24 protein-coding genes are annotated in these 26,957 nt (G+C 62.8%); 20 read left to right on the top strand and 4 right to left on the bottom strand.

What is annotated here, in order from left to right:
- Positions 1-284: 284 nt before the first annotated feature.
- The 4 genes from BDOA9_RS00130 (at position 285) to BDOA9_RS00115 (ending at position 7,990) form a co-directional block, all read left to right on the top strand.
- The gene (locus BDOA9_RS00130; RefSeq protein WP_025031918.1) at positions 285-3,392 is read left to right on the top strand and encodes a DUF7507 domain-containing protein; all 3,108 of its coding nucleotides are present in this window, start codon (positions 285-287) and stop codon (positions 3,390-3,392) included.
- A 279-nt stretch (positions 3,393-3,671) separates the two neighbouring features.
- On the top strand, positions 3,672-5,345 hold the full coding sequence (locus BDOA9_RS00125; protein WP_025031917.1) for a type I secretion system permease/ATPase: 1,674 nt from the start codon (positions 3,672-3,674) through the stop codon (positions 5,343-5,345).
- A 9-nt stretch (positions 5,346-5,354) separates the two neighbouring features.
- Entirely contained in the window at positions 5,355-6,713 is a 1,359-nt protein-coding gene (locus tag BDOA9_RS00120) for an HlyD family type I secretion periplasmic adaptor subunit (RefSeq protein WP_025031916.1), read from the top strand.
- Between the two features lie 266 nt (positions 6,714-6,979).
- Entirely contained in the window at positions 6,980-7,990 is a 1,011-nt protein-coding gene (locus BDOA9_RS00115; protein ID WP_192859524.1) for a GGDEF domain-containing protein, read from the top strand.
- Positions 7,991-8,427: 437 nt separating this feature from the next.
- Here BDOA9_RS00115 and BDOA9_RS00110 read toward each other — a convergent pair whose 3' ends face one another.
- A complete protein-coding gene (locus BDOA9_RS00110) occupies positions 8,428-8,715 on the bottom strand; it encodes a hypothetical protein (protein ID WP_042335349.1) in 288 nt (95 codons plus the stop codon).
- 168 nt (positions 8,716-8,883) lie between these two features.
- Here BDOA9_RS00110 and BDOA9_RS00105 point away from each other — a divergent pair, with 168 nt between their 5' ends.
- The 16 genes from BDOA9_RS00105 (at position 8,884) to BDOA9_RS00025 (ending at position 23,197) form a co-directional block, all read left to right on the top strand.
- Positions 8,884-9,381, top strand: a complete 498-nt coding sequence (locus BDOA9_RS00105; RefSeq protein WP_192859523.1) for a pilus assembly protein N-terminal domain-containing protein — start codon at positions 8,884-8,886, stop codon at positions 9,379-9,381.
- Between the two features lie 421 nt (positions 9,382-9,802).
- A complete protein-coding gene (locus BDOA9_RS00100; RefSeq protein ID WP_025031912.1) occupies positions 9,803-10,012 on the top strand; it encodes a Flp family type IVb pilin in 210 nt (69 codons plus the stop codon).
- A 287-nt stretch (positions 10,013-10,299) separates the two neighbouring features.
- The gene (locus tag BDOA9_RS00095) at positions 10,300-10,806 is read left to right on the top strand and encodes an A24 family peptidase (RefSeq protein ID WP_025031911.1); all 507 of its coding nucleotides are present in this window, start codon (positions 10,300-10,302) and stop codon (positions 10,804-10,806) included.
- Between the two features lies 1 nt (position 10,807).
- Positions 10,808-11,764 carry a Flp pilus assembly protein CpaB gene (cpaB, locus tag BDOA9_RS00090; RefSeq protein WP_025031910.1) on the top strand — a complete coding sequence of 319 codons (957 nt, stop codon included), beginning with the start codon at positions 10,808-10,810 and terminating at the stop codon, positions 11,762-11,764.
- Positions 11,764-12,960, top strand: a complete 1,197-nt coding sequence (locus tag BDOA9_RS00085) for an AAA family ATPase (protein ID WP_025031909.1) — start codon at positions 11,764-11,766, stop codon at positions 12,958-12,960. The genes cpaB and BDOA9_RS00085 overlap by 1 nt, the downstream gene beginning before the upstream one ends.
- Positions 12,957-14,387 (top strand): CpaF family protein, encoded by a 1,431-nt coding sequence (locus tag BDOA9_RS00080; protein ID WP_025031908.1) that lies wholly within the window; start codon positions 12,957-12,959, stop codon positions 14,385-14,387. The genes BDOA9_RS00085 and BDOA9_RS00080 overlap by 4 nt, the downstream gene beginning before the upstream one ends.
- Positions 14,384-15,316 (top strand): type II secretion system F family protein, encoded by a 933-nt coding sequence (locus BDOA9_RS00075; RefSeq protein ID WP_025031907.1) that lies wholly within the window; start codon positions 14,384-14,386, stop codon positions 15,314-15,316. Before BDOA9_RS00080 ends, BDOA9_RS00075 begins: the two co-directional genes overlap by 4 nt.
- Entirely contained in the window at positions 15,313-16,200 is an 888-nt protein-coding gene (locus BDOA9_RS00070; RefSeq protein ID WP_025031906.1) for a type II secretion system F family protein, read from the top strand. The genes BDOA9_RS00075 and BDOA9_RS00070 overlap by 4 nt, the downstream gene beginning before the upstream one ends.
- 38 nt (positions 16,201-16,238) lie before the next feature.
- Positions 16,239-16,664 (top strand): hypothetical protein, encoded by a 426-nt coding sequence (locus tag BDOA9_RS00065; RefSeq protein WP_025031905.1) that lies wholly within the window; start codon positions 16,239-16,241, stop codon positions 16,662-16,664.
- Positions 16,665-16,673: 9 nt separating this feature from the next.
- Entirely contained in the window at positions 16,674-18,062 is a 1,389-nt protein-coding gene (locus tag BDOA9_RS00060; protein WP_042335346.1) for a pilus assembly protein TadG-related protein, read from the top strand.
- Positions 18,062-18,478, top strand: a complete 417-nt coding sequence (locus BDOA9_RS00055; RefSeq protein ID WP_244521434.1) for a TadE family protein — start codon at positions 18,062-18,064, stop codon at positions 18,476-18,478. The genes BDOA9_RS00060 and BDOA9_RS00055 overlap by 1 nt, the downstream gene beginning before the upstream one ends.
- A 400-nt stretch (positions 18,479-18,878) precedes the next feature.
- Complete coding sequence (locus BDOA9_RS00050) at positions 18,879-20,504, top strand: type II and III secretion system protein family protein (protein ID WP_025031902.1); 1,626 nt, start codon at positions 18,879-18,881, stop codon at positions 20,502-20,504.
- 11 nt (positions 20,505-20,515) lie between these two features.
- Entirely contained in the window at positions 20,516-20,914 is a 399-nt protein-coding gene (locus BDOA9_RS00045) for a hypothetical protein (protein ID WP_025031901.1), read from the top strand.
- A 107-nt stretch (positions 20,915-21,021) separates the two neighbouring features.
- Positions 21,022-21,558 (top strand): tetratricopeptide repeat protein, encoded by a 537-nt coding sequence (locus tag BDOA9_RS00040; protein ID WP_025031900.1) that lies wholly within the window; start codon positions 21,022-21,024, stop codon positions 21,556-21,558.
- 96 nt (positions 21,559-21,654) lie between these two features.
- On the top strand, positions 21,655-22,152 hold the full coding sequence (locus BDOA9_RS00035) for a hypothetical protein (protein ID WP_025031899.1): 498 nt from the start codon (positions 21,655-21,657) through the stop codon (positions 22,150-22,152).
- A gap of 105 nt (positions 22,153-22,257) precedes the next feature.
- A protein-coding gene (locus tag BDOA9_RS00025; RefSeq protein ID WP_445291806.1) for an IS630 family transposase occupies positions 22,258-23,197 on the top strand; the annotation gives its coding sequence in 2 pieces (ribosomal slippage) (positions 22,258-22,593 and positions 22,595-23,197; 939 coding nt in all).
- Between the two features lie 134 nt (positions 23,198-23,331).
- On the opposite strand, the gene BDOA9_RS00020 is transcribed toward BDOA9_RS00025, so the two are convergent.
- From BDOA9_RS00020 to BDOA9_RS00010, 3 genes are all read right to left on the bottom strand, one after another.
- Complete coding sequence (locus BDOA9_RS00020; RefSeq protein WP_025031896.1) at positions 23,332-25,203, bottom strand: bifunctional sugar phosphate isomerase/epimerase/4-hydroxyphenylpyruvate dioxygenase family protein; 1,872 nt, start codon at positions 25,201-25,203, stop codon at positions 23,332-23,334.
- Positions 25,200-26,258, bottom strand: coding sequence for a Gfo/Idh/MocA family protein (locus tag BDOA9_RS00015; protein WP_025031895.1), 1,059 nt, complete (start codon positions 26,256-26,258; stop codon positions 25,200-25,202). The genes BDOA9_RS00020 and BDOA9_RS00015 overlap by 4 nt, the downstream gene beginning before the upstream one ends.
- On the bottom strand, positions 26,255-26,957 hold a 703-nt coding region (locus tag BDOA9_RS00010; RefSeq protein WP_025031894.1), incomplete at its 5' end, for an ABC transporter ATP-binding protein. The genes BDOA9_RS00010 and BDOA9_RS00015, both read right to left, overlap by 4 nt.

Genomic DNA, 26,957 nt, shown 5'->3' with positions numbered 1-26,957 from the left:
TAGGTAGGCGGATCGGATTTTTGCTGGACGTGACGTATTCGAACTTCCTCCCTCGTGACAGTCAGGAGGCCAAGTCTGTGAAAGAATTTCTAGAACATTAGGTTTCGAGCAGGGCCGGTCGATTTCAGGCGCCCCCACTCGCACATCGCGATCGACGAACTCTTCCAGCGCCCATGAACTTTGCGTTCACGGGCATCGCGGTCGCGCGCCTAAAACTGCTGTGGCCGGCCACAGCAGCGGGTTGATTGCTTCGGAAAAAATGAGTGACACCACAGGAGTTTGCAATGGCTACAGAGATCGATCTCACGACTGCGGGTTCGCAAACCACCATCGACGGCGCCATTTTTCTCGACTCCGCCAACATCGGCTCGGGCACCGGCAACTACAATACGTTTCTTGCCCTGAGCCCAACGCCTTCCCAGTCCGGAAACGAGCAAGGGTTCAATTCCGACGACACGCCACCGATCAACTCGACCAACGAAGACATCGATCAAGCGAAGACTCACACGGTCCTGCTGTCCAATGTGCCTATCATCGTCGTCAATGGCGTCGAATATTACGAATTCCGCGTCGATCTCAACGAGGCCAACAGCAACCCCAACGGCCAAATATCGCTGGACCAGTTCAAGATCTATTCCTCGAGCAGTGGCACGATCGAAAGCACCACGACGCTCTTCACTCAGAACCTCGTCTACAACATGGATGGAGGCGGCGACGTCTCGCTGAAACTGAGCGAAGTGTCGACCGGAAGCGGCACCGACGATTACGCAGTCCTGGTTCCCGTCTCGAAGTTTGCCGGCCTCGATCCGGCGACAACCTACATGTATCTCTATGTCGACATGGGCTCGCTCGGCGGAGACTATGTCGCTGCTGGCGGCTTCGAGGAATGGAATCTGCAGACGGCGGGAACGCTGAAGGGCACGAAGTTCAGTGACATCGATTCAGATGGCGTCAAGGACGCGGGCGAGCCCGGCGTCGCGGGCGTCACAATTTTCATCGATGCCAACAAGAATGGCGTGCTGGACGCAGGCGAGCGATCCACGGTCACGGATGCCAACGGCAATTACACGTTCTACGGTGTGCCGCTCGGCACCTGGCAGATCGACGAAGTAACGCCGGCAGGCCAGACGCAGACCACCGGAAACTACGAGACCGTCACCATCAGCAGCGTAGGCCAGGTCGTTACGGTCGACCCGATCGGAAATCACATTCCGCAGCCGGCGCTGAACGTCACTAAGACGGTCCATGATGTCGACGGCAACACCACGACTAAGGTGGTGGACAAGGCCGGCGATGTGGTCAACTACACGATTACGGTCGAGAACACCGGCGAAGTGGACCTGACCGGGATCACGGTGACCGACAAGGTCGAGGCGGGCGGAGCGACCAACGCGACCTATGTGAGCGGCGACACCGACGGCGACAACAAGCTCGACGTCGGCGAGACCTGGACTTACACCGCGAGCTACGTGGCGACCCAGGCCGACATCGACAGCAACGGCGTGACCGGCGATGGCGACATCGACAACCTTGCCACCGCGGACAGCGACCAGACCGGCCCGGACACCGACACGGCGTCGGTGCCGATCGTGCGCAATCCGGCGCTGAATGTCACCAAGACGGTCCACGATGTCGACGGCAACACCACGACCAAGGTGGTGGACAAGGCCGGCGACGTGGTCAACTACACGATTACGGTCGAGAACACAGGCAATGTGACCCTGACCGGGATCACGGTGACCGACCAGGTCGAGGCGGGCGGAGCGACCAACGCGACCTATGTGAGCGGCGACACCGACGGCGACAACAAGCTCGACGTCGGCGAGACCTGGACTTACACCGCGAGCTACGTGGCGACCCAGGCCGACATCGACAGCAACGGCGTGACCGGCGACGGCGACATCGACAACCTTGCCACCGCGGATTCGAACGAGACCGATCCTGATACAGCCACGGCGTCGGTGCCGATCGTGCGCAATCCGGCGCTGAATGTCACCAAGACGGTCCACGATGTCGACGGCAACACCACGACCAAGGTGGTGGACAAGGCCGGCGACGTGGTCAACTACACGATCACGGTCGAGAACACAGGCAATGTGACCCTGACCGGGATCACGGTGACCGACAAGGTCGAGGCGGGCGGCGCGACCAATGCGACCTATGTGAGCGGCGACACCGACGGCGACAACAAGCTCGACGTCGGCGAGACCTGGACCTACACCGCGAGCTACGTGGCGACCCAGGCCGACATCGACAGCAACGGCGTGACCGGCGATGGCGACATCGACAACCTTGCCACCGCGGATTCGAACGAGACCGATCCCGATACAGCCACGGCGTCGGTGCCGATCGTGCTCAATCCAGATCTCGCGATTACGAAGGCGGCCGTTGTTGAAGACGGTCATGCCGACCATGCCGGCGATCTGATCGACTACACGGTCGTCGTCACGAATACCGGCAACGTGGCATTGACGGGCGTGGTGGTCACGGACACCTTCGAGGGCGGTGCGCCGGTGATCCTCACGAACTTCAACAGCGCGACCAACACCTTCAGCGGCGACACGGATGGCGACGGCAAGCTCGATGTCGGTGAGGTCTGGACCTATACGTACAAGCACACCCTCACCCAGAGCGAGCTCGATACCCAGGGCGTCGACGGCGACGGCAGCCTCGACAACGTGGCAAGCGTGACGACGAACGAGACCGGGCCTGATGAGGACGACGCTCATATCCCGGTCGAGTTGGGGCCAGGCGTGCGGACGCCAGGCTTCTGGTCGCAGAACACGGGCCAAAATCAATGGACCAAGTTCTGGGACGGCATCGTCGGTAATGAGCCAAAGCAGGCCGGCACCAATGGGTTTGCCGATGGTGAAATTACCTATGCCGTGGATTCCAATCATGACGGCGTCATCAACAATTCCGACCAGAAGGGCTTGCTGATTGGCGATTATGACAAGGACGGAATCGAGGATCCCGGCGAAAACGTGCTGTTCATCTCGACGGCCGACGCGCTGACGTTGTTGAACGCCTCGTCCAAGCAGGTCCAGGACGGGCGCTATATGTTGGGCCGCGACCTGGTCGCAACCTGGTTGAACTATCTCGAAGGAAACGCGATCGGCGACGGCACTGCCGGCACTGCGAAGTACGATATCAACCAGTCCGTCTATTGGTTTGAGGCGACCCAGGCGAGCCCGGGCGCTTCGACGTCATCGGCGGATTTCCACACCTTGAGTGTAAAGGACGACCTTTCCAGCGGTGCTATCAAGACGAGCTCCCCGCTGTGGACTAGTCCGATCGACGTGGTGGTGCTTGGACAGCCGATTCATACTGATCTTGCGGCGAGCACGCTGCATAGTCAGCTTGATCACTACAACAACTTCGGTTCGGTCTAGGCGGAGAATGTTTGAGGTCCCAACGGGGTTGCCCCCGTTGGGACCCGGCCTTCACAAGATGGCGCGTTAGGAGTTGCTATTGGCGGGGCCGTCTCGCGGTGAGCCTACGGCGTTAAACATTCCCTCAATGAGAGGCAGAAGGAGGAGCCATCTGCGCTATACTCCACACTTTGCGGCAATCTTATTCCGGTTGAGACATGACTTGTTTTTGTAGAGGGGCGGGGATTTCCGCCGCGGTTCGTGAGTAATTCATCTGGTGGAGCTGGCGAAGTCCGGCGTTTGCTGCAGAGTTGCAGAGGTTATTTCGTTACCGCGGCAATATTCAGCGGGGCCATCAATCTGCTCTACCTGGCCGGGCCGCTCTACATGCTGCAGGTCTATGATCGCGTGATCTCGAGCGCGAGCGAGATCACGTTGTTGATGCTCACGATTGCGCTGCTTCTGGCGCTGGTGGCGCTTGCCGGGCTCGATGCAATCCGCGCACGGATACTGACCCGGGCCAGCATCCGTCTCAATCAAAAGATCGCGTCGCGCGTCATGACTGCGATCATAGATCGTCCAACGAGCACGGGCGGCGCCCGCAGCCAGTCGCTGCGCGATTTCGACACGTTCCGTCAGTTCGTCACCGGGGCCGGGATTCACGCGATCTTCGATCTGCCCTGGGCGCCGATCTACATCGCCGTCATCTTCGCCCTGCATCCCTTCCTGGGCGCGTTTGCGCTTGCCTGCTCGATCATCCTGGTGCTGATGGCTCTGCTCAGCGAATGGTTGGTGAAGCTGCCGCTGACGGAGTCGAACGAAGCCGCCGCGCGCAGCTACAGCTTCACCGAAATGAGCCTGCGCAACACCGAGGTCATCCGCGCCATGGGCATGACCTACGGTCTGTTGCGGCGCTGGAGCCGAGATCGCGACCGGATGCTGGAGCGGCAGGTGGCCGCGAGCGATCGTTCCAGCGTCATCCAGAGCCTGATCCGCTTCCTGCGGCTTTCCATGCAGTCGCTGATCCTGGGCCTTGGCGCTTACCTGGTCATTGAACGACTGACAACCGTCGGCGCGATGTTCGCCGCCAGCATCCTGCTTGGTCGGGCCTTGCAGCCGGTCGAGCAGATCGTCGGTTCCTGGCGCGGGCTCGTGTCGGCGCGGGGTGCGTTCCTGCGCGTCCGTGAATTGCTGCTGGCCCAACCGGTGCTCGACTCCGGGCTGGCGCTGCCCAGGCCGAAGGGCCAGCTCTCGGTCGAGGCGCTTTCCTTTGTGCCCCCCGGTGGTGGAAAACCCGTTCTGCGCGGCATCACCTTCTTCATCGAGGCGGGAGAGGTCCTCGGTGTCATAGGTCCCTCGGGCGCCGGAAAATCGACGCTCTCGCGTCACCTCGTCGGCGTGCTGACGCCGTCGGCCGGAGCGGTGCGGCTGGACGGCGCCGATGTCACGACCTGGGTCAAGCAGGCGACCGGCGATCACGTCGGATATCTGCCTCAGGATATCGAGTTGTTCTCCGACACGGTGGCGGCCAACATCGGACGCTTCGATGAAGGGACCGGAAGGGAGATCATCCTCGCAGCCAAGCTTGCCGGGGTTCACGAGATGATCCTGAGATTGCCGAGCGGCTACGATACCCAGGTCGGCGAAGGCGGGGCGATCCTGTCCGGCGGCTTCCGCCAGCGCATCGGCTTGGCGCGTGCGGTCTATGGCAACCCCAGCCTCGTCGTTCTCGATGAACCCAGCTCCAATCTGGACGTCGAAGGCGACGCTGCGCTTGCCGACTGCATCATGCAATTGAAGAAGCGCGGGACGACCGTCGTCATTGTCTCGCACCGCCCCGCCACCATCGGCGTCGTCGACAAGATACTCGTCCTCAGGGATGGGGTCGCCGAGATGTTCGGGCCGCGTGGCGAGGTCATGTCACGCTTGACCCGTCCCGTGCCCGTGAACGCGGTGCAAAGCTCCAGCAGTTAGGCGTCTTCCATGGCCATTGTCGACGGGAATTTCAGCGATATCGCAGCCGGCCGGGGCACCGCGGGCAGCGCCGGCGGACCGCCCAGCGATTCCATCAGGCGCATCGCGCTTGCGGGCTGGATCATCATCGCATTGTTCTTTGGCGGGATCGGGGGCTGGGCCGCCACGGCGCCATTGAACGGGGCCGTCGTCGGCAACGCCGTGGTGAAGGTCGAAGGCAACCGCAAGAGCATCCAGCATCTCGACGGCGGCATCGTCAAGGAATTGTTCGTCAAGGAAGGCGATCCGGTCAATGCAGGTGACGTCCTGCTCCGCCTCGACGAGACGCAGGCGAAGGCGGAATACGATGTTCTGTCGCAGCAATTCATGGTGCTTCGGGCCACCGAAGTTCGCCTGCTGACGGAGCTCAATCGCGGTTCCGAGCTGCTCATGCCCGCCGATCTCAAGGCGGGACAACAGGACAACTACCTTCAAAGCGTCTGGACCGGCCAGGTGAGCCAGTTCGAAAGCCGCCGCGCCGCGCTGGAGGGGCAGCGGAGCGTGATCCGCGAGAAGATCAACCAGCTGGGGTCGCAGATCGTCGGCGCCGAAGCCCAGGTCAAGGCGTACACCGATCAGATCTCCTCGGTTCAGGCGGAGGCCGACAACATCAGGCCGTTGGTCGAGAGGGGGCTGATTGCGCGGCCGCGGATCCTGCAGCTCGAGCGTACGGCCTATGGTCTCGACGGTCAGATCGCCGATGCCAATGCCAGCATCGCCAGGGCACGCCAGGCGATCGCCGAACAGCAGCAACAGATCGCGCAGCTCGACAACGACCGGATGGCCGACATCACCAAGGACCTGCGGGACACCCAGGCCAAGCTGCTCGAGGTGATCCCAAAGGCCCTGAACGCCAAGGCGGTGCTCGGCCGGATGGAGATCCGCTCGCCCTATGCCGGCCGCGTGGTCGGGCTCGCCGTGTTCTCGGTGGGCGGCGTCATTCAGCGCGGCGAGAAGATCCTCGACGTGGTGCCGGTGCGGGACGGGTTGACCATCGAGGCGCAGATCGCGGTCGAGGACATCAGTGACGTCCGCCCGAACATGGCAGCCGAGGTTCACCTGACGGCCTACAAGCAGCGCATCATCCCGATCATCCACGGCGAGGTCACCCAGATCTCGGCCGACCGGCTGACCGACCCGAAGACCAACAATCCCTATTACACGGCGTTCGTCCGCATCGACGAGGCCGAGCTTGCGGCGATGCCCAACGTCAAGCTCTATCCGGGCATGCCGGCGACCGTGATGATCCCGACCGTGCAGCGCACCGCCTTGGAATATATCGTCGGGCCGCTGATCATGTCGTTCAACCACTCGTTTCGCCAGAAGTAGGTTGTTCGTTGAACGTGCTATTCGGGGCAGCGAAGGACGCAATCTGGCCTTTAGCTGATCCGTAAGGTCTGGAAAGTAAGCTCTACGCCACGATTTGATGCCCTACCATTTTGCTTCCACCGAGCTGCCCCGCGTGGCTCTCTACGATTTCAATTTTGAATGCAGTCGGCGGGTCTGGTCCGTCTGGAACGCGTTGGCAGCCTCAGCAAGCTGCCAGATCTTGATCGATCCGATGCCCGCCGCGCCAGAGAGATATGATGGAAAAATTGGACGAACTCGACCCCGAGCATGCGGCCGCCGTATCGGCGGAGGCGCTCGACTTGATGAAAGAGCTGGGCATCCCGCTGGTCCCGACCAATTTCACGGTCTGGTTCGTCTACGTGCTGGGCAGATCGGCCGGCCTTCGTCAGACCATAGACGTTCTGCGCTCCAATCATCGGCGGTTCGACAAGGCGACCAACCAGGAATTGTACGCGAGCTTTCTGGCATCCAACACCCTTGCTCACGCCGGCCAAACCGTCCCTGAAGAGCTCAGCGCAATCCTGTTGAACGTGCGACAGGATCTTTCCGGGGCCGTCGCCGACAACCGGGTCCACGCTGAAGGGCTCAGGGCCGTTGAAGCCTCGCTTCGACCTGCCGGCGATCCGAACCTGGCGCTTGCCCGGCTCAGCGAGCAGCTTGCAGCGGCAACGGAGCGCGCTTCGGTCCTCGAGGCGAAGCTGGTCAACGCCTGCAGCGAGGTGGAGAAGCTGAGAAGCGATCTCGACCAGGCCGAGCTGCGATCGAAGACGGATGCGTTGACGGGACTTGCAAACCGCCGGGCATTGGAGGCCTTCATCCGCGCGGCTCAAATCAGGGCCATGGAGCAGGGCGAACCCCTGAGCGCGTTCATCGTGGATATCGACAATTTCAAGACGTTCAACGACAAGTACGGGCATCAGCTCGGTGATCAGGTCCTCAAGGTCGTTTCAAGCTGCGTGCGGGAGGGCGTGAGGGACAGGGATCTCGCCTCGCGCTACGGAGGCGAGGAGCTGATGTGCGTGCTGCCCGGCGCGACGATCGATGTCTGCCGGCAGGTGGCCGAGCGGATCCGTTCGCGGATCGCCGCGGCCCAGATTACGAAACGAGCCACAGGCGAGCGGATCGGCCAGGTCACCGTATCCGTCGGGGTCGCGGAATTCCTGCCCGGAGAGAGTTTCGAGGCGCTGTTCGAAAGGTGCGACCGCGCGATGTACCGGGCGAAACAGGACGGACGCAACCGTACTGTCGCGCTGTGATCCCGTCTCGTGCCGGCGGCGCCATCGAGGTCGCGCGAGCACGCTAAGTATTGCTACGGGTGTCGGCGCAGGTTCCCAGGCGGGATCCCGGGTGCTAGGGTTTCGCTTGCGTAGCGACGCTTCCCAAAGCCAGCCCCGGGAAGAACGGCGCCGCCAAAAAAGTGACCTTTGGCCCGCCTCCGTACCTTTCATTGCCGGAGGCGGGCTCCCTTTCCCGCCATTTGTCCGGCCAAATTGAAGGGCCACTTTCGGTCGCCCCAATTGAAAGGGGCCACCTTTCGGCGGCCCCTTGCCGGTTGAAATCTTGTTCGGGAATGAAATGCCAGCCCCGGCGATGCCTACGTTAGAGGTACGCCAGGACCGAAGCGATTCCGGACAAATACTGTATGAAGCGCTGTCCCATGCGCGGAGGGTGCCGTGACGATCGGCGGCCGCGCCTAATCGTTCGGGTGACAGACCAGCCGGCGCGGATGCTCGGAGCCGAGCTCGGACATCAAATAGGCCGGCGCCCGGCTTTGCTGAAACAGGCGCTCGGCCAGATCGCCGTCGCAGCGCTTGATCTTGGTGACATAGTCGCACCATTCGTTGTCGCGCGGCTGCCGCAGGCGGGGATCGAGGTCGGGGCAGGGCCGCTCGTCGACCAGATAGGCAGCCTGTCCGTGCGCTGCGCCGGAGCTCATCCAGCAGCAGACGAGAAAGACGGATAGAGCGGAATGAATGCGCATGGCTGTCCCCGGCGGCCTTCGTTCAGCTTCTCCCATGCTTCGCTCGAACGCAAGCGCGAGGCGGCGCGGATCAACACGAAAGAGACGGACGCCGCGCGCTATGCTAGTCTTTCCCGCCCGCGTGTGATTTGCGCTCACCAGCTTTTCTGTCTCTCGGGAGGATTTTTCGTGAAACGATTGATGTTACCGGCAGCGCTGCTGTCGCTGATTGCAGCCTGTGTCACCGGTCCGGCAAACGCCCAGCGGATGCAGGAGATCGTCGCCACCGAGACGATCGAGCTTCGCGCCGAGCAGGCGCGCACCTTCACCCTGGATCAGCCGGTCAACCGGTTCTCGCTGTCCGTCGAGGACATCGCGCAGGTCATTCCCGAAACCGATCGCGTCTTCACGATCCGCGGCCTGAAGGCCGGGCGCGTGCTGATGACGGCCTATGCCGCCGACGGCCAGGTGGTGCACCGCTCCAACATCATCGTGGACCAGACCCAGGGCCTGGTGAAGATCTACCGCGCGGACGTGAAGGACTATGTCGGCTTTTACTGCACCGCCCGCTCCTGCGGCCGCGCCGACCCCGATGCCAAGCCGCTGCCTTACGGCGCGACGCCGGAGACCCAGCAGCGCGCCGAGCCCTCCGGCCCCAGCGTCGGGCCGCCGCGGGAGCCTCGCTGACGCAGGAGACGGTGAGGCCGGCCGTGGCGCGTGACGCATAGCGCGTTGGCGCGTACGGCCGAGTGTCTTCGGAATTTCGGATTGGGCCTGGTCGTCATCGACCAGCCGGCGGGCGATTTTTTTGTCGCGGCCTGGCGCAGGTGACGCGCGCCGCCAAGCCGGGCTCTGCCAATCGTTTCGTCAAAAAACGGCCGATTGCCCGCCGACGATGCAGTTCGGGCCTTCCGAACGAGCATCCACCCCGTTTTTGCCGCTCGGGAAAAGTTCCTCACCGTACTCGCCCGGACGCCCACAGTAAGGTTAAAAAAGGATTAGCAGGTGACAACTTTCCCGGGAAAGAGTAGCAATTGATCTCAGTTGGCTCAATTTTACCGGCCAACGGTAACGGTCAGTTCATCTTTAGTAAGAGGGATTTTCTCCAATGTTGAAGCATTACATCAAGACCACCGAAGCCCTGAAGCAGCTGCGCAAGGACCAGGACGGCGTCGTGTCGTTCGAGTACATCATCGTCGCCGCCGCTGTGATCACCGTCGTGATCGGCTTCTTCGCCGGCACCGGCAGCACCAGCCTCACGGCCGCGCTGACCGCTGCGGTCGGCAAGGTCACCACGGCTATCGCGCTTCCTCTCTAAGCTTCAAATGGGAGGAGGAAGACGATCCGTTTTCCTCCTCCCACTGCATATTATTCCCGAGCCTGTACTTAAGTCGGGTTGGCTGCACGGCCTCGTTTCAAATTTCTCTGCGTAGCGGCTGTCGCTGCTTTTATCCCGTGCTGCTGGTCCGATGATAATTCGCTTCCGACCACGCGATACGGTGATCGGCAGCGTCGCCCGGATAATCGGAGGCCAGTTCGCAAGTCCGTAACGGACTTCGATATTTTTACCAGCGTTACATTGAGGTGCCGCGAGGCACGAGTTTCATGAGTTGGATCATTTCCATAGTTTCCATTTTGGAAGTCCTGTTGTTGCTGCATGTCGCGACGCTCGACATCGCAACACGAACAATCCGTAATGAGATTTGCCTCGCGCTTGCGCTGCTCGGAATCGTCAGTCAGTTGGGGAGCCCGATGCAGCTTGTGGAATCGCTGATCGCGGCTGCCATCCTCTTTCTGTTGCTGCTGGCCATCTACATGCGGGGATGGATGGGCGGCGGCGACGTCAAGCTGCTGGCTGCTCTGGCGGTCGGCCTTTCCTTGAACGGCATCATTCAAATGCTGGTCGTCACTGCGTGGGCCGGCGGCGTTCTCGCCCTGCTGCATGTGACCATGCGCAACCTGCCATCTCCCCGGCTCGCTCCCGCCGGAGCGTCGTTCGCGCGCCGCGTCTATGCCATCGAACGCTGGCGTCATCTGCGCCACGCACCATTGCCTTACGGCGTTGCCATCGCTTGCGGCGGCATCTGGGCCATTTTCAGTCGAGGATTTTGACATGTCATCCGCCTTGCGCATCTCGATCATCATGGTCCTGTTGCTCGCGACCACGGCCCTCGGGCTCATCGCCTACAACATGAACCTGCCGAGGCAGGTCCCCGTCCAAATTGTGGAAAAGGGGCCGGCGGCGCCTGCGACGGTCGGCTACTACGTCGCGACCCGAGCGTTGCCGAAGGGGACGTTGGCCCGCCAGGAGGATTTCACGCTCCGCCAGGTGCCGCCGGATCGCGTCCCGACCGGAGCGATCCTCGAAACGCCGGAATCGGCAGCTGGGCTCCCCGGCTCCCTGGTGCGCAAGTTCGTGGACGCCGGCAGCCCGATCACGTTGCAGGACATCCTGCGTCCGCGCGATCGCGGCTTCCTCGCCAGCGTGCTGGCCCCTGACAGCCGCGCCATCAGCATCAAGGTCGACGAGGAGTCCGGCGTCTCGGGCCTGGTCCGGCCGGGCGATCATGTCGACGTCGTGCTGACCCAGGTGTTTGAGAAGGCGGATCCCGCCCGTCGCGCCATGAGCGAAACCGTTCTGCGCAATGTCCGCGTTATCGCGATCGACCAGGAGATCGTGCAGGGCGGACGCGGCGTCAGCGCCGTGACAGGCAAGCTGCCGCAAACGGTGTCGCTGGAGCTGACCCAGGAGCAGGTCAAGAAGGTCACGGTCGCCAAGCAGCTCGGCACGCTGTCGCTGGCGGTGCGCGCCGCTATCGACCAGTGGGACAAGGGCGACACCGGCTCGATCTCGAGCTGCGACGTCTCGCCGGAGCTTGCGCGCCAGAATGCGATGGCGGGGCAGCGGACGGCGGTGGTCGTTCATTCCGGCGGCGAGGTCAAGCAATACACGGTCCGGAAGCAGGACTCAGAAGGCGGCGAGGTTGCCGTGAGCTGCGACGGATCGGACGCGTCCAGCAAGACTGCAAGCGCAATTGGCTATGCCGCCAGGCTGCCGGAGAAACGTTGATGAACATGGCATTGGTCACTCCGCCCCAGGAAACGACGTCCCTCGTCGCGCGCAACCGGATCGTCTGTTTCGTCAACGACGAGATCAGCGCCGGCGCTCTGAGCAAGGGCCTCGAAGGGAGCAATCTCTCCATCAAGCACGGCAGCATCCGCAACGCCATCAAGATGCTGGAGACGGACACGGATCTGTTCGCCCTCGTCACCGACATCAGCGGCATCGATGATCCCTTTCCCGAGCTGGAGCGCCTCGCCGGCGTCTGCCCGCCGGATGTCCGCGTCGCCCTGGTCGGCGACAACAGGGAGATCACGTTCTATCGCCATCTGATGGATCTCGGCCTCACCGAGTATCTTCCCAAGCCGCTGACGCGGGACGTCGTGCTGGACCAGCTGCGCCCCAAGCTGCTGGGTGATGTCTCGCACGTTGCGGCCGATCGCGCCGGGCATGTGGTCTCGATCTGCGGCGCGCAAGGTGGCGCCGGCGCCACCAGCATCGCCATCAATCTCGCGCTGCAGATCGCCGAGACCACCAAGGCCAAGGTCGCGCTGCTCGATCTGCACCTGCAGGGCGGCGAGACTGCCGTGATGCTGGGCGTTCGGCCGGGGCCGGGGCTGCGGATCGCGCTGGAGAACCCGATGCGCGCCGACACCTTGTTCCTCGAGCGCGCGGCCATCGAGGTCAACGACCGGGTGTCGCTGATCTCGGCCGATGAGGAGCTCGACGCGCAGCTCGACATCACCGAGGCGGGGGTGCGGCACGTGCTGGGCCTGCTGCGCCAACGCTTCAACTACGTCGTCGTCGACGTGCCGGTGCCGTTCCCGCCGTCGATGCATTCGGTGATCGAGCAGTCGCGTCACGTGCTGGTGCTGCTGGAAGCCGAGGTCACCGGGCTTCGCAACGCCCATGCGCTGCGCACCGCCGTCACCAACATCGCCGGCAAGGACCGGGTGTTCACGCTGCTCAATCGTGCCGATCGTGCCGGTGGGCTTCCCATGGCCACGATGGTCAAGGCGCTCGGCGCCGAGCCGGACATGGTGATTCCGGATCTCGGCAAGGGCATGACCCAGGCCGTCAATCTCGGCATCCCCGCGCTCAAGCACGTCAGGAAATTGCGACGTCATTTGGCGCCCATCGTCCGGGAGATCACCGGCATCGGCGCCGAGCGCAAGGGCCGGTTGCGGAGGCTGCTGCGGCTATGAAGAAATTCGGTCGACGCCCCGACGACATGCCGGAAGGTTTGCCTGCGCTGGCGACAAGCCCTCTTCCGCCCATGCCCGTGGCCCCCGCGCCGCCGGCGAGCCCCTCCTTGTCATCTCCAGGCGCAGCGAGCTTCGAGGTGACGCCGAGGCGCGAAGAGAGTGCAGTCCATCACCCCGTCATGCCGGCCTCGCTGCGCGAGAAGGTCATCGAGCAGATCGATCCGGCGGTCGCGGCGACGGTGTCCCGCGATATCCTGCGGCGGCAGGTCGAGGAGATCATTCACGGCATCGCCAACCAGGACCGGCTCGAATTGTCGGGCCGCGAGCAGGTGATGCTCGCGGACGAGATCGCCGACGACATGACCGGCTATGGCCCGCTCCGTCCGCTGCTGATGGATCAGTCGATCAGCGACATCATGATCAACGGGCCCAGCAACGTCTATGTCGAGCGGAGCGGCAAGCTGGAGCGGATCGCGGTGCGTTTCCGCGACAACGACCACATCGCCTCGGTGGCGCAGAAGATCGCGGCCCAGGTCGGGCGCCGCGTCGACGAATCCAGCCCCATGGTCGACTGCCGCCTGCCGGACGGCAGCCGCGTCAACATCATCCTGCCGCCGCTCGCGATCCACAGTCCCTGCATCTCCATCCGCAAGTTTCCAAGCCACCGTCTGAACTTGGCCGGCATGGTCGAGAACGGCTCGATGACCCCGGCCATCGCGAAGCTGCTGGAAATCGCCGGCCGGTCCCGGCTCAACGTCCTCGTCTCCGGCGGCACCGGCTCCGGCAAGACGACCCTGCTCAACGCCATCAGCCAGTTCATCGGTCACAACGAGCGCATCGTCACCATCGAGGATGCGGCCGAATTGCAGCTCCAGCAGCCGCACGTGATCAGCCTGGAAACCCGGCCGCCGAGCCTCGAAGGCACCGGGCAGGTGACGCAGCGCGATCTCCTGTGGAATGCGCTGCGTATGCGGCCCGACCGGATCGTGGTGGGCGAGGTGCGCGGGGCCGAGGCCTTCGACATGCTCCAGGCCATGAACACCGGCCATGACGGCTCGATCTCCACCGTGCACGCCAACAGCACCCGCGACGCCCTGACTCGCGTCGAGAACATGGTGCAGATGGGCCAGGTCAATCTGCCCTCACGGGCGATCCGGGCCCAGATCGTCGCGGCCCTGGATCTCATCGTCCAGGTCGAGCGCATGCGCGACGGACAGCGCCGCATCGTCCAGGTCAGTGAGGTGACCGGCCTGGAAGGCGAGGTGATCACCACCAACGACATCGCGGCTTTCGAGTACAAGGAGGAAGACGTTCACGGGCGGATTCTGGGCACATACACATCGACCAACGCGATCCCGAAATTCAAGAGCCGTCTGGTCTATTTCGGGCTGGATCGCGCCTGGGCCGAGGCCATGAGGCAGATATGATCCCTCAATCCGCGATCCTGATCGTTCTTGTTCTCCTGCTGTGCGCCACGGTCGCATCCTTGTGGCTCGACTCACGTGAGAAGCGGTTTGACCGCCAGCTGTCGACGGCTCTCAAGACCACGACAAAGGAGAGCCTGCCGACAATCCGCAGGTCCGAGGCCGCGCCTCGCTCCCAGTTGATCCATCTTTTGGCCAACTACAGGCCTGAAGTGAATTACTCGCTGCATCCGGCTTACGTATTGCTCTCGGCATTTGTCGTCGCGTCGGCAGTATTCTACGTCGTCAGCTTCTTCGAATACCCTCTGGCCTACGCGTCGATCGCAGCCGCGATTGCTGCCGTCCTCGTGATGCGGGGTCTTTTTGGATGGCAGCGGCGCCGGTTCGTTGACGGGCTCTTTCGACAGCTTCCGGATACCATTCAGATCGTAACCAGTACGGTTCGCTCCGGCCTGCCTGTGCAAGAGGCCTTTCGTACCATCGCGCGCGATATGCCGGAGCCGACCGCTGGTCAGTTTGCGATCGTATGCAGCGAGCTGGGCACGGGAAGAGCTCCCGACGAAGCGGTTGAAGCGGTCTATCGGAGAACGGGCGTCACGGAATACGGTATCTTCGCGGTGACGCTCGGGGTTCAGTTGAAGTCTGGCGGCAGCTTATCCGAGACATTGCAGACTTTGGGCGAAACCATCAGTCAGCGTGTTGCCCTTGCTGCTCGCGCAAAAGCACTGGCCGGCGAAGTGATCTTCTCGTCGCGCGCGCTCACGTTCGCGCCGCTCATCATTGGCGGAATCATCTACAAGATGAGTCCGCAATCGATCGAGCCGCTCTTCCTGGACCCGATTGGCAACAACATGCTGGCTTACGCGGTCGTCTCGGTGTTGACCGGGCACTTCGTGATCCGGTGGTTGATCCGAAGGGAGACGACGCTATGACCGCTGGTCTCGGTTTCGCGTCGCTTGCCATCGTAGCGGCCACCGCAACGCTCCTGTTGGTTATTCGTGAAATGCACCTGCGGGCATTGAACACCCGGGTGTCGAATGCCGTACGGGGCGTTCCCACGGCGTCGCACGACGTGACGGGTTGGATCTCGTCCATCGGCCTGCGCTATCGGCGCTTCTACGCCGAGGAGAACCTGGATCAGCTGCGAGCCGTCTTGAAGTCGACGGGCTTCAACCATCACAAGACTCTGCCGATCTGGCTTGGCATCAAGATCGTCAGCATGGTTCTCTTGCCGGTCGTTATCTTTGTTGGCGCGCAACTTTCGGGAAGTGAGCTGAAGGATGTTCTCCTCCTGACGCTTGTTGGCCTGGTCGTCGGGATTGTAGGTCCGCGGCTGATCTTGTCTGTGCTGAAGCGGCGTTTCGATGCCGCAATCAGGCTGGGCACGCCGGATGCGATAGATCTTCTGGTCGTCTGCAGTGAAGCCGGAATGGGGCTCGAGGGGGCATTGGAGCGCGTAGCTGCGGAAATGGACCAGACCAATCCGGCTATGTCTCGCGTCCTGTACGGGCTTCTGGACGACCTCCGGTTACTGCCGAATCGTTCCGATGCGTTCGAGAAGATGGGCCTTCTGTCGGATGGACTCCGCCGCTTCGGCACCATGATCAGCCAGAGCCTGCAATACGGAACGCCATTGAGTCAGGTTTTGCGCAGCATCGCCGCGGATCTTCGGCGGGAACGGATCACCAAGCTTGAGGAGCGCGCTCACAAGCTCGGTGCCAAGCTGACAATCCCGATGGTGTTGTTTCTCCTGCCGGCCATGTTCGTCATCCTGGGCGGGGGGCCGCTTTTGAATTTGATCCGCGTGCTGAAGTAGGTCGGCGCGCGCACAGGAAATTGCACGGCGAGGCAGGCATGGGCCGCAACATTTCGTTCATCAGGGATCAACGCGGGACTGTTTCGTTTGAACTGCCCCTTGTCTGTCTTTTCATCCTTGTGACGATCCTGTTTCCGCTGGCTGACGTTGCGATCGCCGGTTTCAGGTATCTGTCTGCGCATCAGGCTTTGCGGGATATGGGGCAGTTCACCCAGTATAAGCCGCCGAGCGACGTCACCAGCTCATCCGCGGTCAGCGACTGGAAAAGCTCACTGCCATCGACTGTCGGCGGCTATCGCATCACTGCGGAGGTGTACTGTGATGGCACCCCCGCTCCGTGCGATTCAGGCGCAACATTGCCCAAATATTACACCTTCACGACGAGCTTCTCGTTGTCTCCGATCATTCTCAAATCGCTGTTGTGCAGCACCTGCACAGTCACTTATTCAGAACGATTTCAGTAGGAGGGCATCGTGCGAAACCTTCGTGACTGCCGTCGGGGCTCCGTTGCATTCGCATCCGTCATCGCGCTGGTGCCGCTGGTTGGAGTCATCGCGCTCGGAGCCGAGGCAGGTTCATGGTACGTGACCAAGCAACACGCTCAGAGCGCCGCTGATGCGGCGGCGTATTCCGGCGGTTTGACTCTCGCCTGCACGATCTCCGGAAGCACCAATTGCGATGCGGGGCAGGACTATGTTTACCGCGGCAAGCAGTTCGCCGCACAGAACTCGTTCTGCAATTCCGGCGAGTCGTTTGCGGGCTGCGCGCTTCCGGCAGGTACGTTGCGGACGGTTGAGATCGATCGAGGTAGCTATTCTGCGGGCGCGTGGGCGAGTTCGGGGAGTGGCAATTTCGTTCGTGCCGTTGTGACCCAGCAACAGCCGACATACCTTGCCGGTGTGCTTGGCCTGTCGACCGCCAACATCCGCGCTCAAGCGATTGTTGAGATCCAACATCCGAAGGACCTTTGTGCGTTGGGACTTGGCCCATCTACCAGTGCTCTTACAATCGGCGGCAGCAGCAACATCACCGGAAATGGTTGTGGCCTGATGTCGGACAATAGCGTCAAATATAACAGTACTCCGAATTTCAGTGGTTCGGGGTGGGCCGTTTATGGTGCAAGTGGTTGTCTCGCTTCATCAGGTCATTGCGACCTTAGCGTGCCCTATAATTACAACGTGCTGCCTGCGACAAATCCGCTGGAGATTCTGAATGTTGAATCGTTCAATAGTTGGACCGGAACTGGCAACAAGGATCCGCGAACTGAAGTAAAACCCTGTCCTCCTACGGCCCCTTCCGGCACGAATAGGTGCTATTCGATGGCGCCTAACAGCGGCCTCGGTAGCAAGGGTGCATACACAAGGTTAACAGTGTCGACGGGGGAGTATGTAGATTTCAAACCAGGAACTTACTTCTTTTATGGCGCAGCAATAAGTATCACCGGTGGGACAGTCGTCTGTACGGAGTGCACATCCTGGCCGCCTTCAGGCGAAGGCTTAGGCGTAACGTTCGTACTGCTCGGCGATTCCAATCTTTCCATCAGTGGCACTGCTACTGTTACCTTATCTGCTCCTGCAACCAATACTTTCTCTTCGCATTTGAATGGCGTTTTGATTGACGATCAGGCTCCGAACAAGAGCAAGAATGCTGTCAGCATCAACGGTGGCAACGTTGCCTTGGGCGGTGCGCTGTATTTTCCCAACGTCGACGTTTCTTGGAGCGGATCGGTTCAGAATACCAATACGAGGTGTACCGAGGTGATCGCCAATACGCTTACGATAAACGGTAGTGCTTACCTCAGCACGGACGGCTGCGCCCCCGGCACGATCGCCAAGACCCAAGTCGTTGCTCTGGTGAAGTGATGAGGAAGCTCGACAATCGCGGAATAGCCGCCTTCGAATTCTGCGTGGTCGCCGGGGTGTTCTTCATGCTGGTGTTCGCGATGGTTGACTTCGGGCGGTATGCGATCACGATGCAGTCGCTCCGGCACCTCGCGGGAGCGGGCGCTCGTGCCATGATGATCGCGTGCTACACCCCTGCCGTCATCAGCAACAACTCACCCGCCGGCTGCACGGGCGACTATCTCTCCAGCACGGAGAAGCAGAACACCGCCCCCTTCCTTTATGCCGGCGGCCTCACCCCTACGATCGACACGACGTCGGGAGGGGGGATGCTGACCGTTACGGCGCGTCAACCGGGGTTCGCGATGTTGATTCCGATTTGGGGCACGTCGCTGAATGCGCCAAGCGCCTCGACTCAGGTTCCGTTCTCGCCTTGAACCGAATTGTCCCGACATCGCCATGGCTTAGGCATTCTCATCGCCGGTCGTAGGTTGGTGCGATGGCACCTGTTGATTGTGCGCGTGTGCGAGGCCCGTTCTGCTGTCAATAGCAGAGCAAAGTGGTGCCGGAGGGCAACATTTCCCAGTTTTCTGTGGCGTTGCCGCACCGCAATGGAGGTCTCGCCTTGCCAATTCCTCCCGGGATTGATGATGATCCTCAGGCAGGCGATTTGGCGGGCGGTTTTGGCGTCCGAAGTTCCACCGGGACGAGGATGCCCGGTAACGGTTTGTAGTTGAACGAATTGTAAGCTTCGTGGCGTTGCGTGCGAAGGAGAGTTGCTAAGGCGCCCGGGACTACATTGTTGGGCAGTCGCAGAATGCGGCAAGGGGTATCGAAATGGGTGGCGGTCGCGTTTTCATGGGGGCCGGAAGCAGGCGTTTCGTCCTGAGCGTGTTGGCTCTGGGCGCCGGCCTTGCGTTGGTCGGTTCCGCGGACCGCGCCGCCGCAGCCGACCGGCGGGTGCCCGGCGGGGGCGTCTTCGTCAGCGAGATGAACGACGTCCAGCGCGTCAAGGTCATCGTCAACAAGTCCAGGACCTTCCGGGTCGACCAGGCCTTCGCAACCATCGTTGCGGGCTCGTCGGAAATTGCCGACGTGAAGTCGCTGAGCGATCACCTGATCTACATCCAGGGCAAGCAGACCGGCACCACCAACGTCATCCTGCTCGACTCGTCGATGAAGCAGATCGGCATCCTCGACGTCGAGGTCGCCATCGATACCAACAGCCTGCAGCAGAACATCCGCGCCAGCACCGGCTCGCAAGGCATCCGCGTCTCCTCATCCGAGGGGCAGGTGGTGCTGAGCGGCACGGTCTCCGATGCCGTCGCCGCCGAGCGCGCCATGTCGATTGCCACCGGCACGGTTGCCAAGGGGGGCACCGTCGTCAACGCGATGAGCGTCGCCGCGCCGCAGCAGGTGATGCTGGAGGTCCGCTTTCTCGAGGCGAGCCGCCAGGCTGGTCGCGAACTCGGCGTGAACCTTTATGCCGCGAATGCCAGCGGGTCGAATATTGCCAATTCCGGGCGCGGTGGGCCGACTTCGATCAACACGAACAGCGGCCGGGTCGATATGCCCAATGTCGGTCCTCCGGCCGGGACGATTCCTCTTTTGGGAACGGCAGGGACGCTCATCGGGAGTGCTGGCGGGGTAGCTCCGACACCGTTTGGAACCCTGTTGACCAGCATTCTGAGAACCAGCAACGGCAGCTCAGTCGATTTGCTGATTTCGGCCCTGGAAACCAAGGGGCTGGCTCGCCGACTTGCGGAGCCGAACCTGACTGCGCTTTCAGGGGACTCCGCGCGCTTTCTCGCGGGTGGCGAGTTTCCGGTGCCGATACCGACCAATACCACCGCCGGCTTTCCGACGGTGACGATCGAGTACAAGAAGTTTGGCGTCGAGCTGGCTTTCGTTCCTACCGTCCTCTCGCGCGGCGTGATCAACCTCCGGGTCGAGCCATCGGTCAGCGAACTCGATTTCGCCAATGCGGTGACGATTCAGGGCACGACGGTACCTGCGCTGACCCGTCGTGATGCGCGCACCACCGTCGAACTGCGCGACGGCCAGAGCTTCGCCATCGCCGGCCTGCTCCAGACCCGCAACCGCCAGGACGTCTCGCAATTGCCCTGGATCGGCTCGGTGCCGGTGATTGGAACCCTGTTCAGCAGCAAGTCCTATCAGCAGGAGGAAACCGATCTCGTCATCATCGTGACGCCGCGCCTGGTGGCGCCGGCCGCGCCCGGCCAGCAACTGGCCTCGCCGCTGGATTCGCGCCTGCCGGCCAACGATGTCGATTTCTTCCTCAACGGCCAGATGGAAGTGCGCAAGCGCTACAACGACTACGTCAATTCCGGCGGCGAGGTGAAGGGGCCCTACGGCCACATCATCGCGCCCGAGCTCAGGACGCCGCCTCCGCCGCCGCCCGCGGCGGCCGGCGACCAGGCCGTCGTGAAAACCCTCAACTGAAGGACGCGAAGATGACCATCAGGTATCTGGCTCTGTGCGCGCCCGTCCTGCTCGGGGGATGTTACGGCCTCGCCGGCCATGACGAGGTGGACCGCTACTTCCAGCGCTCCGACACCATCACCATGAGCGCCGGCGATGCCAAGCAGGTCAACGCCGCCACCCACACCATCACGCCCTGGCCGCGCTATGTCGGCGACACCCGGATCGCCACCGATGCGCGCCGTGTCGGCGCCGCCGTGACCCGATATGGCAACAGCAAGCAGCCGACAGATCAGCTTCCGGATATCGGCGATGCGACCAAGCAAATGGGAGTACGGCCCACACCGACTCAGAGCATCGACGTGCAAGGTTTGGGCGCTGGATCGTCGGCCGGTATCTCGGTACCTGTTGGTGGCGCGGCCGTGAGATAAGAAAGCAAAGTTATTTCAATTATATAGCTACTGTGCATGGGGTTGTTTTGCGGGATTTTTTTGGGGGCTGGCAGAGGTTAGGGAAAGCCGGCGGGGGACAAGGACTGATGCGGCGTCTGATCCTGATGCTGACCTGTTGCTGGCTCGCGACCGGCCTTGCCGCGTGCGACTACACGGTGCGGCAGGCCGCGATCGTCGCGCCCGTCGACGCCGGCGGCCCCGACCCCGTTCAGGAGCCGACCGACGTCAAATATTATCCGTCGGACGAGCCGGTGCGCCTGGGGCTGGAGCATTTCAACCGCGGCAATTACGGCATCGCCAACCGCTATTTCCGCGACGGCGTCGAGAAGTCGCCGAAGGACCTGACCGCGTGGATGGGACTTGCGGCGAGCTATGACCGCCTGCGCCGCTTCGATCTCGCCGACCAGGCCTACGCCCAGGCCATCCGCCTCGGCGGCGAGACCGTCCAGGTCCTGAACGATCAGGGCTATTCCTACATGCTGCGCGGCAATCTGTCGGCGGCGCGCCGCAAGTTCGAGAAGGCCTACGCGCTCGACCCCGGCAATCCCGTCATCGCCAACAATCTCGAGCTGCTCAACGGCAGCCGGCGATTCATCGAGCGGCCGCCGAACAACCAGCCCTGAGCCGCCTTAACCGCCGGTTGAGGCCGTTCCGCTTTCCGGGCGGGAGCCTCGGAACTCTTAAGACAGGATCAACGTTTGCGACGTTAGTCTTGTCACATGAGTCGGCTGTTCAAACTCCAGTTTCTCGGACCCCTGGCCCTGTTCGTGGCGACGCTGTCGGCCGAGCTGGCCGCCCTCGCGCTCGAGCGCGCCCCGTCCTCCGCGACGCTCTGGTACCTGAACCTCAGGGTGTTCGGGCTGTTTCAGCGCAGCCACGAGGCGCTGGCCGGCTACACCGACCTCGCAGGCGTCCAGCTGTTCGGGATCGCGCTGCCGATCTTCGCGCTGGCCTGTCTCGGCCTGATGATGCGCTCCAAGCTGCCGCTCGCCGTCTCCACCCAGTTCGCCGCCGGCTACGCCGGCTTCCTGCTGATGTCGTGGCAGAGCCCCGCATCCGCGGCGAGGCAAGCCTCGTTGGGCTGGATCGCGGTGCCCTCGGGGGAAGGGTTCTACCTGCTCGCAGGGATCCTTTCGGCCACGCTGATGTCGTGCATCGTCTCCCACCTCCTCTATTTGCGTGCGCCCCGCGCGGCCTCAAGCCCGATGGCGTCGTGATCCTCGCCGCAGCTAAAGCGGGATGGCTTTAGTCTGAATCGATTTGGGATTCCCAAATCAGTTTGTTTCTGATTCACCATGCTTGCTGGAAGGAGGCCAGCATGGATGGGCAAGCCGTACTCTCTAGATCTTCGTAAGCGTGTCGTGGCCGCGATCGAGGGCGGGATGTCCCGTAATCGGGCCGCCAAGCAGTTTGGGGTCGCGATCAGCACCGCCATTGGCTGGATGAAGCGGGTCGATGAGACCGGCAGCGTCGAGCCTAGTCAGATAGGCGGCTACAAGCCGAAGGCGATTTCGGGCGAGCATGCAGTCTGGCTGTCGCGTCGGATCAAGGACGGCGATTTCACTATACGGGGGCTCGTGGCCGAGCTTGCCGGACGCGGCCTGAAGGTCGATTACCACTCGGTGTGGGACTTCGTGCATGCCGAGAAGCTCAGCTTCAAAAAAAAGCGTGGCGGCTGGCGAACGCGATCGACCCGACGTGGCGCGGCGGCGAGCTCAGTGGGCAAAGTATCAAGGTCAGGTCGAAGCTGAGCGGCTGGTCTTCATCGACGAGACCTGGACCAGGACCGATATGGCTCCGCTGCGCGGATGGGCACCGCGCGGGCACAGACTTCACGCCAGGGTTCCCCACGGCCGCTGGAAAACCATGACCTTCCTGGCGGCCCTGCGCCATGACCGGATCGATGCGCCATGGTTCATCGAGGGGCCGATCGATGGCGCGAGCTTTCGCGCCTATGTCGAGAAGGTTCTTTTGCCCGTCCTTCGACCCGGCGATATCGTCGTCTTGGATAACCTCGGCAGCCACAGGAGCAAGGCAGTTCGTCAGCTTATCCGTTCGGTCGGCGCCAAGCTCTTTTTCCTGCCAAAATACTCGCCCGACCTGAACCCGATCGAACAGGTCTTTGCAAAGCTCAAGCACCTGCTCCGCAAAGCTGCCGCGCGAACCGTCGAGGCCGTCTGCACCGCAATCGGCCACGCACTCGATGCCTTCACCTCAGAGGAATGCGCCAACTACCTCAAAAACTCAGGCTATCGAACTTAATGCCATCACGCTTTAGTTCAGTGATAATCAGGAGCAACGCTCTCTCAGCCGTCATTGCGAGCGGAGCGAAGCAATCCAGTATCCCTCCGCGGCAAGACTCTGGATTGCTTCGCTGCGCTCGCAATGACGAGGACCTACAACCGCGGCATGCTCGCAGGCCGCACCTCGCGCGCTTGCGCCGCCAGCCTGATGCCGGCGTTGGCCGCGCCAAAACCCTGATAATTCCTGCGCTCGACGATCTCGAAGAAGAAGCGCTCGTCGAAGATGTGGGTGTAGACCTGGAAGAACTCGCCGTCGCCCTCGCGGTCGTAGAGGATGTGGTTGGCGCGCAGCTGCGCCATCAGTTCTGGCGAAAGATCGTATTTGGCTTCGATGTCGTCGTAATAATTATCGGGGATGTCCAGGAAGCCCGCGCCGCGCTGGCGCATCGCGGCGACGGTGGCAAAGATATCCCGGCATGCGAACGCGACATGCTGCACGCCTGAACCAAAAAACTCCGAGATAAAGCGCGCCGGCAGGGTGCGGTTGGCGGAGGAGCCGTTGAGCACGAAGCGCAGGCTCTGGTCGGCGTTGACGATGGCCTGGCTCTGCACGAGGCCCCTGGGGTCGGCGATCTCCATCTGCGGCAGGCGCTTCAGGTCGAGGATGCCGGTGTAGAACAACAGCCAGGACAGCATCTCGTCATAGGGCATCGACTGCGCGATGTGGTCGACCGCGAGCAGCGCATCGGCGCTGGCATCGCTCGCGACAGGCTCGAAATCGGTGTCCCAGTTCTTGCCGGCCTGGTCGAGGAAATAGAGCAGGCTGCCGCCGACGCCGTGGATCGCGGGGATCTCGAGCTCGCCCGGCCCGACCGGCTGGTAAAAGGTGCGCGCCTTCAGCGTCTCGGCGCGCTGCATGGCGCGGCCGGCATCGTCGACGTCGAGCGCGATGGCGCAGACGCCGGGCCCGTGAGTGACGTAATGGGAATGCGCAAAACCATCGGTCTCGCAATTGACGACGAGCTCGACCTCGCCTTGCGACCAGCGCTCCACCGCCTTGCTGCGGTGCTGGCCGCTCTTGCGAAAGCCGAGCTGTGAGAACAGGCGGGCAAGCTCGCCGGCCTTGCTCTCGTTGACGGCAAACTCGATGAAGCCGGTGCCGCGGCTCTTCGCCTTGGGAGCCAGCGGCTTGCCGGCAAAGTTCGGCCAATCCGGTGCGAGCTGGTCCTCCAGCAGAATCAGCGAGCGCAGGCCGTCGACCGCGGTCTGCGCGGCCGAGCCGGCGCGGAACTGGTCGTTGAAAATTTCCAGCGACAGCGGCCCGGCGTAACCGGTCGCCGCGATCTCCGCCATGAACTCGCCGACCGGCAGGTCGCCCTGGCCGGGGAAAGAGCGGAAGTGCCGGCTCAACGACAGGATGTCGAGCTCGAGCCTCGGCGCGTCGGAGAGCTGCACCAGAAAGATCTTGTCGCCGGGGATCGAGGCCATGGCGCGGGTCGGAAAGCCAGGTGCCAGCGCGTGGAAACTGTCGAGGATGACGCCGATCGCGGGATGATCGGCGCGGCGCACGATCTCCCAGGCATCGCGATAATCGTTGACGTGGCGGCCCCAGGCCAGCGCCTCGTAGCCGACGCGCAAGCCACGCTTGACCGCGCGCTCGCCGAGCTCGCGAAAATCCTCTGCCGCGCGGTCGATGCCGCCGAGCGAGGCGGGCGAGACGTTGGAGCAGATCAGCAAGAGATCGGTGCCGAGCTCCTGCATCAGGTCGAACTTCCGCTCCGCGCGCGCGAAGTTGCGCGCGCGCTGCGGCTCCGGCATGCCTTCGAAATCGCGGAACGGCTGGAACGCGCAGATCTCGAGATCGAGGTCGCGGCAGAGTTTTGCGATGTCGCGTGGGCCGGCGCCGAACGACAGCAGGTCGTTCTCGAAGATCTCGACCGCATCGAAGCCGGCGGCGGCGATGGCGCGGAGCTTTTCGTCGAGGCTGCCTGAGAGCGAGACGGTGGCGATCGATCGCTTGTTCATGCGGCCTGCTCCATGATCTGCCCCGGCGAGGTCGCTTGTCCCGTGTGCGCGGCCGCGCTGACGGCTTCGACGACGGCAAGCGTTCCCATCGCGTCCTCGACCGAGATCAGCGGCTGTTCGCGGCCGGCGATCATTGCACAGAAATGCCGGAGCTGCTCGACCAGCGGATCGAAGGCCGGCGGCGCGATGGTCGCCCGCGACAGCGGCGCGTACCAGCCGGGCTGCCGCGCGTATGACCACAGCTCCATGTTCGGCACGGCGAGCGAACCCGCCGTCCCCGCGAAGATGTAGCAGGGCTGGTCCTGCTTGGGATAATCCCGGTTCTCGCCCGAGGAGAGCTCCCAGCTCCACGGCGCCGGCGTCGCATCCGACACGGTCACCGTTCCCAGCGCGCCGCTCGCAAAGCGCAGCAGCAGCGCGGCGGTGTCCTCGACCGCGAAGCCGCGCACCCTGTTCGAGGTCAGCGCCTGCACCTCGACGATCTCGCCGCAGATGAAGCGGAGATTGTCGATGTCGTGGATGAGATTGATCAGCAGCGGCCCGCCGCCCGCTTCGCGCCGCCAGGCGGCCTCGAAATAATCGTCCGGCTTTTTCAGCAGCCACAGCCCGACCACGGCCGTGAGCTGGCCGAGCTTGCCGCCCGCCACCATCTCGCGGGCCGATTTGATGATCGGATTATGCCGCCGGTGGTGACCGACCAGCAGCGGCACGCCGGTGCGTCTCACCGCCGCGCACAGGCGCTGCGCACTGGCAACCGTCTCGGTCACCGGCTTCTCGATCAAAGCCGGCACGCCGATTTCGACGCAGTCGAGCGCCATCGGCAGGTGCAGCGTGTTGGGTGAGGCAATGACGAGGCCGTCGGGCTTTTGTTCTGCCAGCAGGGCGCGATGGTCCGCATAGCAGGGCACGCCATGCGCCAGCGCATAGTCCTTCGCGGCGGGCGAGGGATCCGCGATGCCGGCGAGCACGCAATCCGGGGAGGACCTGATCAACTCGACATGGCGACGGCCGATCAGGCCGGCGCCGACCACGGCGATCCGCAGCTTCGCGCTCATGCCGCACTCTCCTCCATGGCGCCGCCGAGGAAGAGCTGCCCGATGCGCGGATCGTTCAGAATGCGCCTGGCGTCGTCCACCATGCGGGTCTGGCCAAGCTCGAGCACGATGCCGATATCGGAGATCTCCAGCGCCGAGCGTGCGTTCTGCTCGATCATCAGGATGGTGACGCCGCGGTCGCGCAAGCTCTTGAGGATGTCGAAGGTCTGCTGCACCATCAGCGGCGACAGGCCGATCGAGGGCTCGTCGACCAGCACCAGCTTCGGCTCGAGCAGCAGCGAGCGGGCGATCTCCAGCTGCTTCTGCTCGCCGCCTGAGAGCGTCGAGGCCTGCTGCGCGGATTTGCGCCGCAGCGCCGGGAACAGGTCGAGCGCCGCCTCGATCCGCTTCGGCAGGTCGAGGCCCTTGTCGGCGGCGACGCCGCCGAGCTCGATGTTGTGGCGCACCGACAGCTCCGGAAAGATGTTGCGGCCCTGGGGCACATAGCAGATGCCGGCATTGAGCAGCGCGCGCTGGCTCAAATTGGTGACGTCGCGGCCGGCGAAGCTGATCTTGCCTTCGCGCAGCCTAAGCAGGCCGAAGATGGCCTTGAACACCGTCGATTTGCCGGCGCCGTTCGGGCCGATGATGGTGGTGATGGTCGCCTGCGGCACGGCAAACGTCGTGCCGTTCAGGATCGTCATCTTGCCGTAGCCGCCG

This window comes from Bradyrhizobium sp. DOA9, from assembly GCF_000617845.2.
Classification (GTDB): Bacteria; Pseudomonadota; Alphaproteobacteria; order Rhizobiales; family Xanthobacteraceae; genus Bradyrhizobium.
This window is presented reverse-complemented; position numbering and strand designations above follow the sequence as displayed.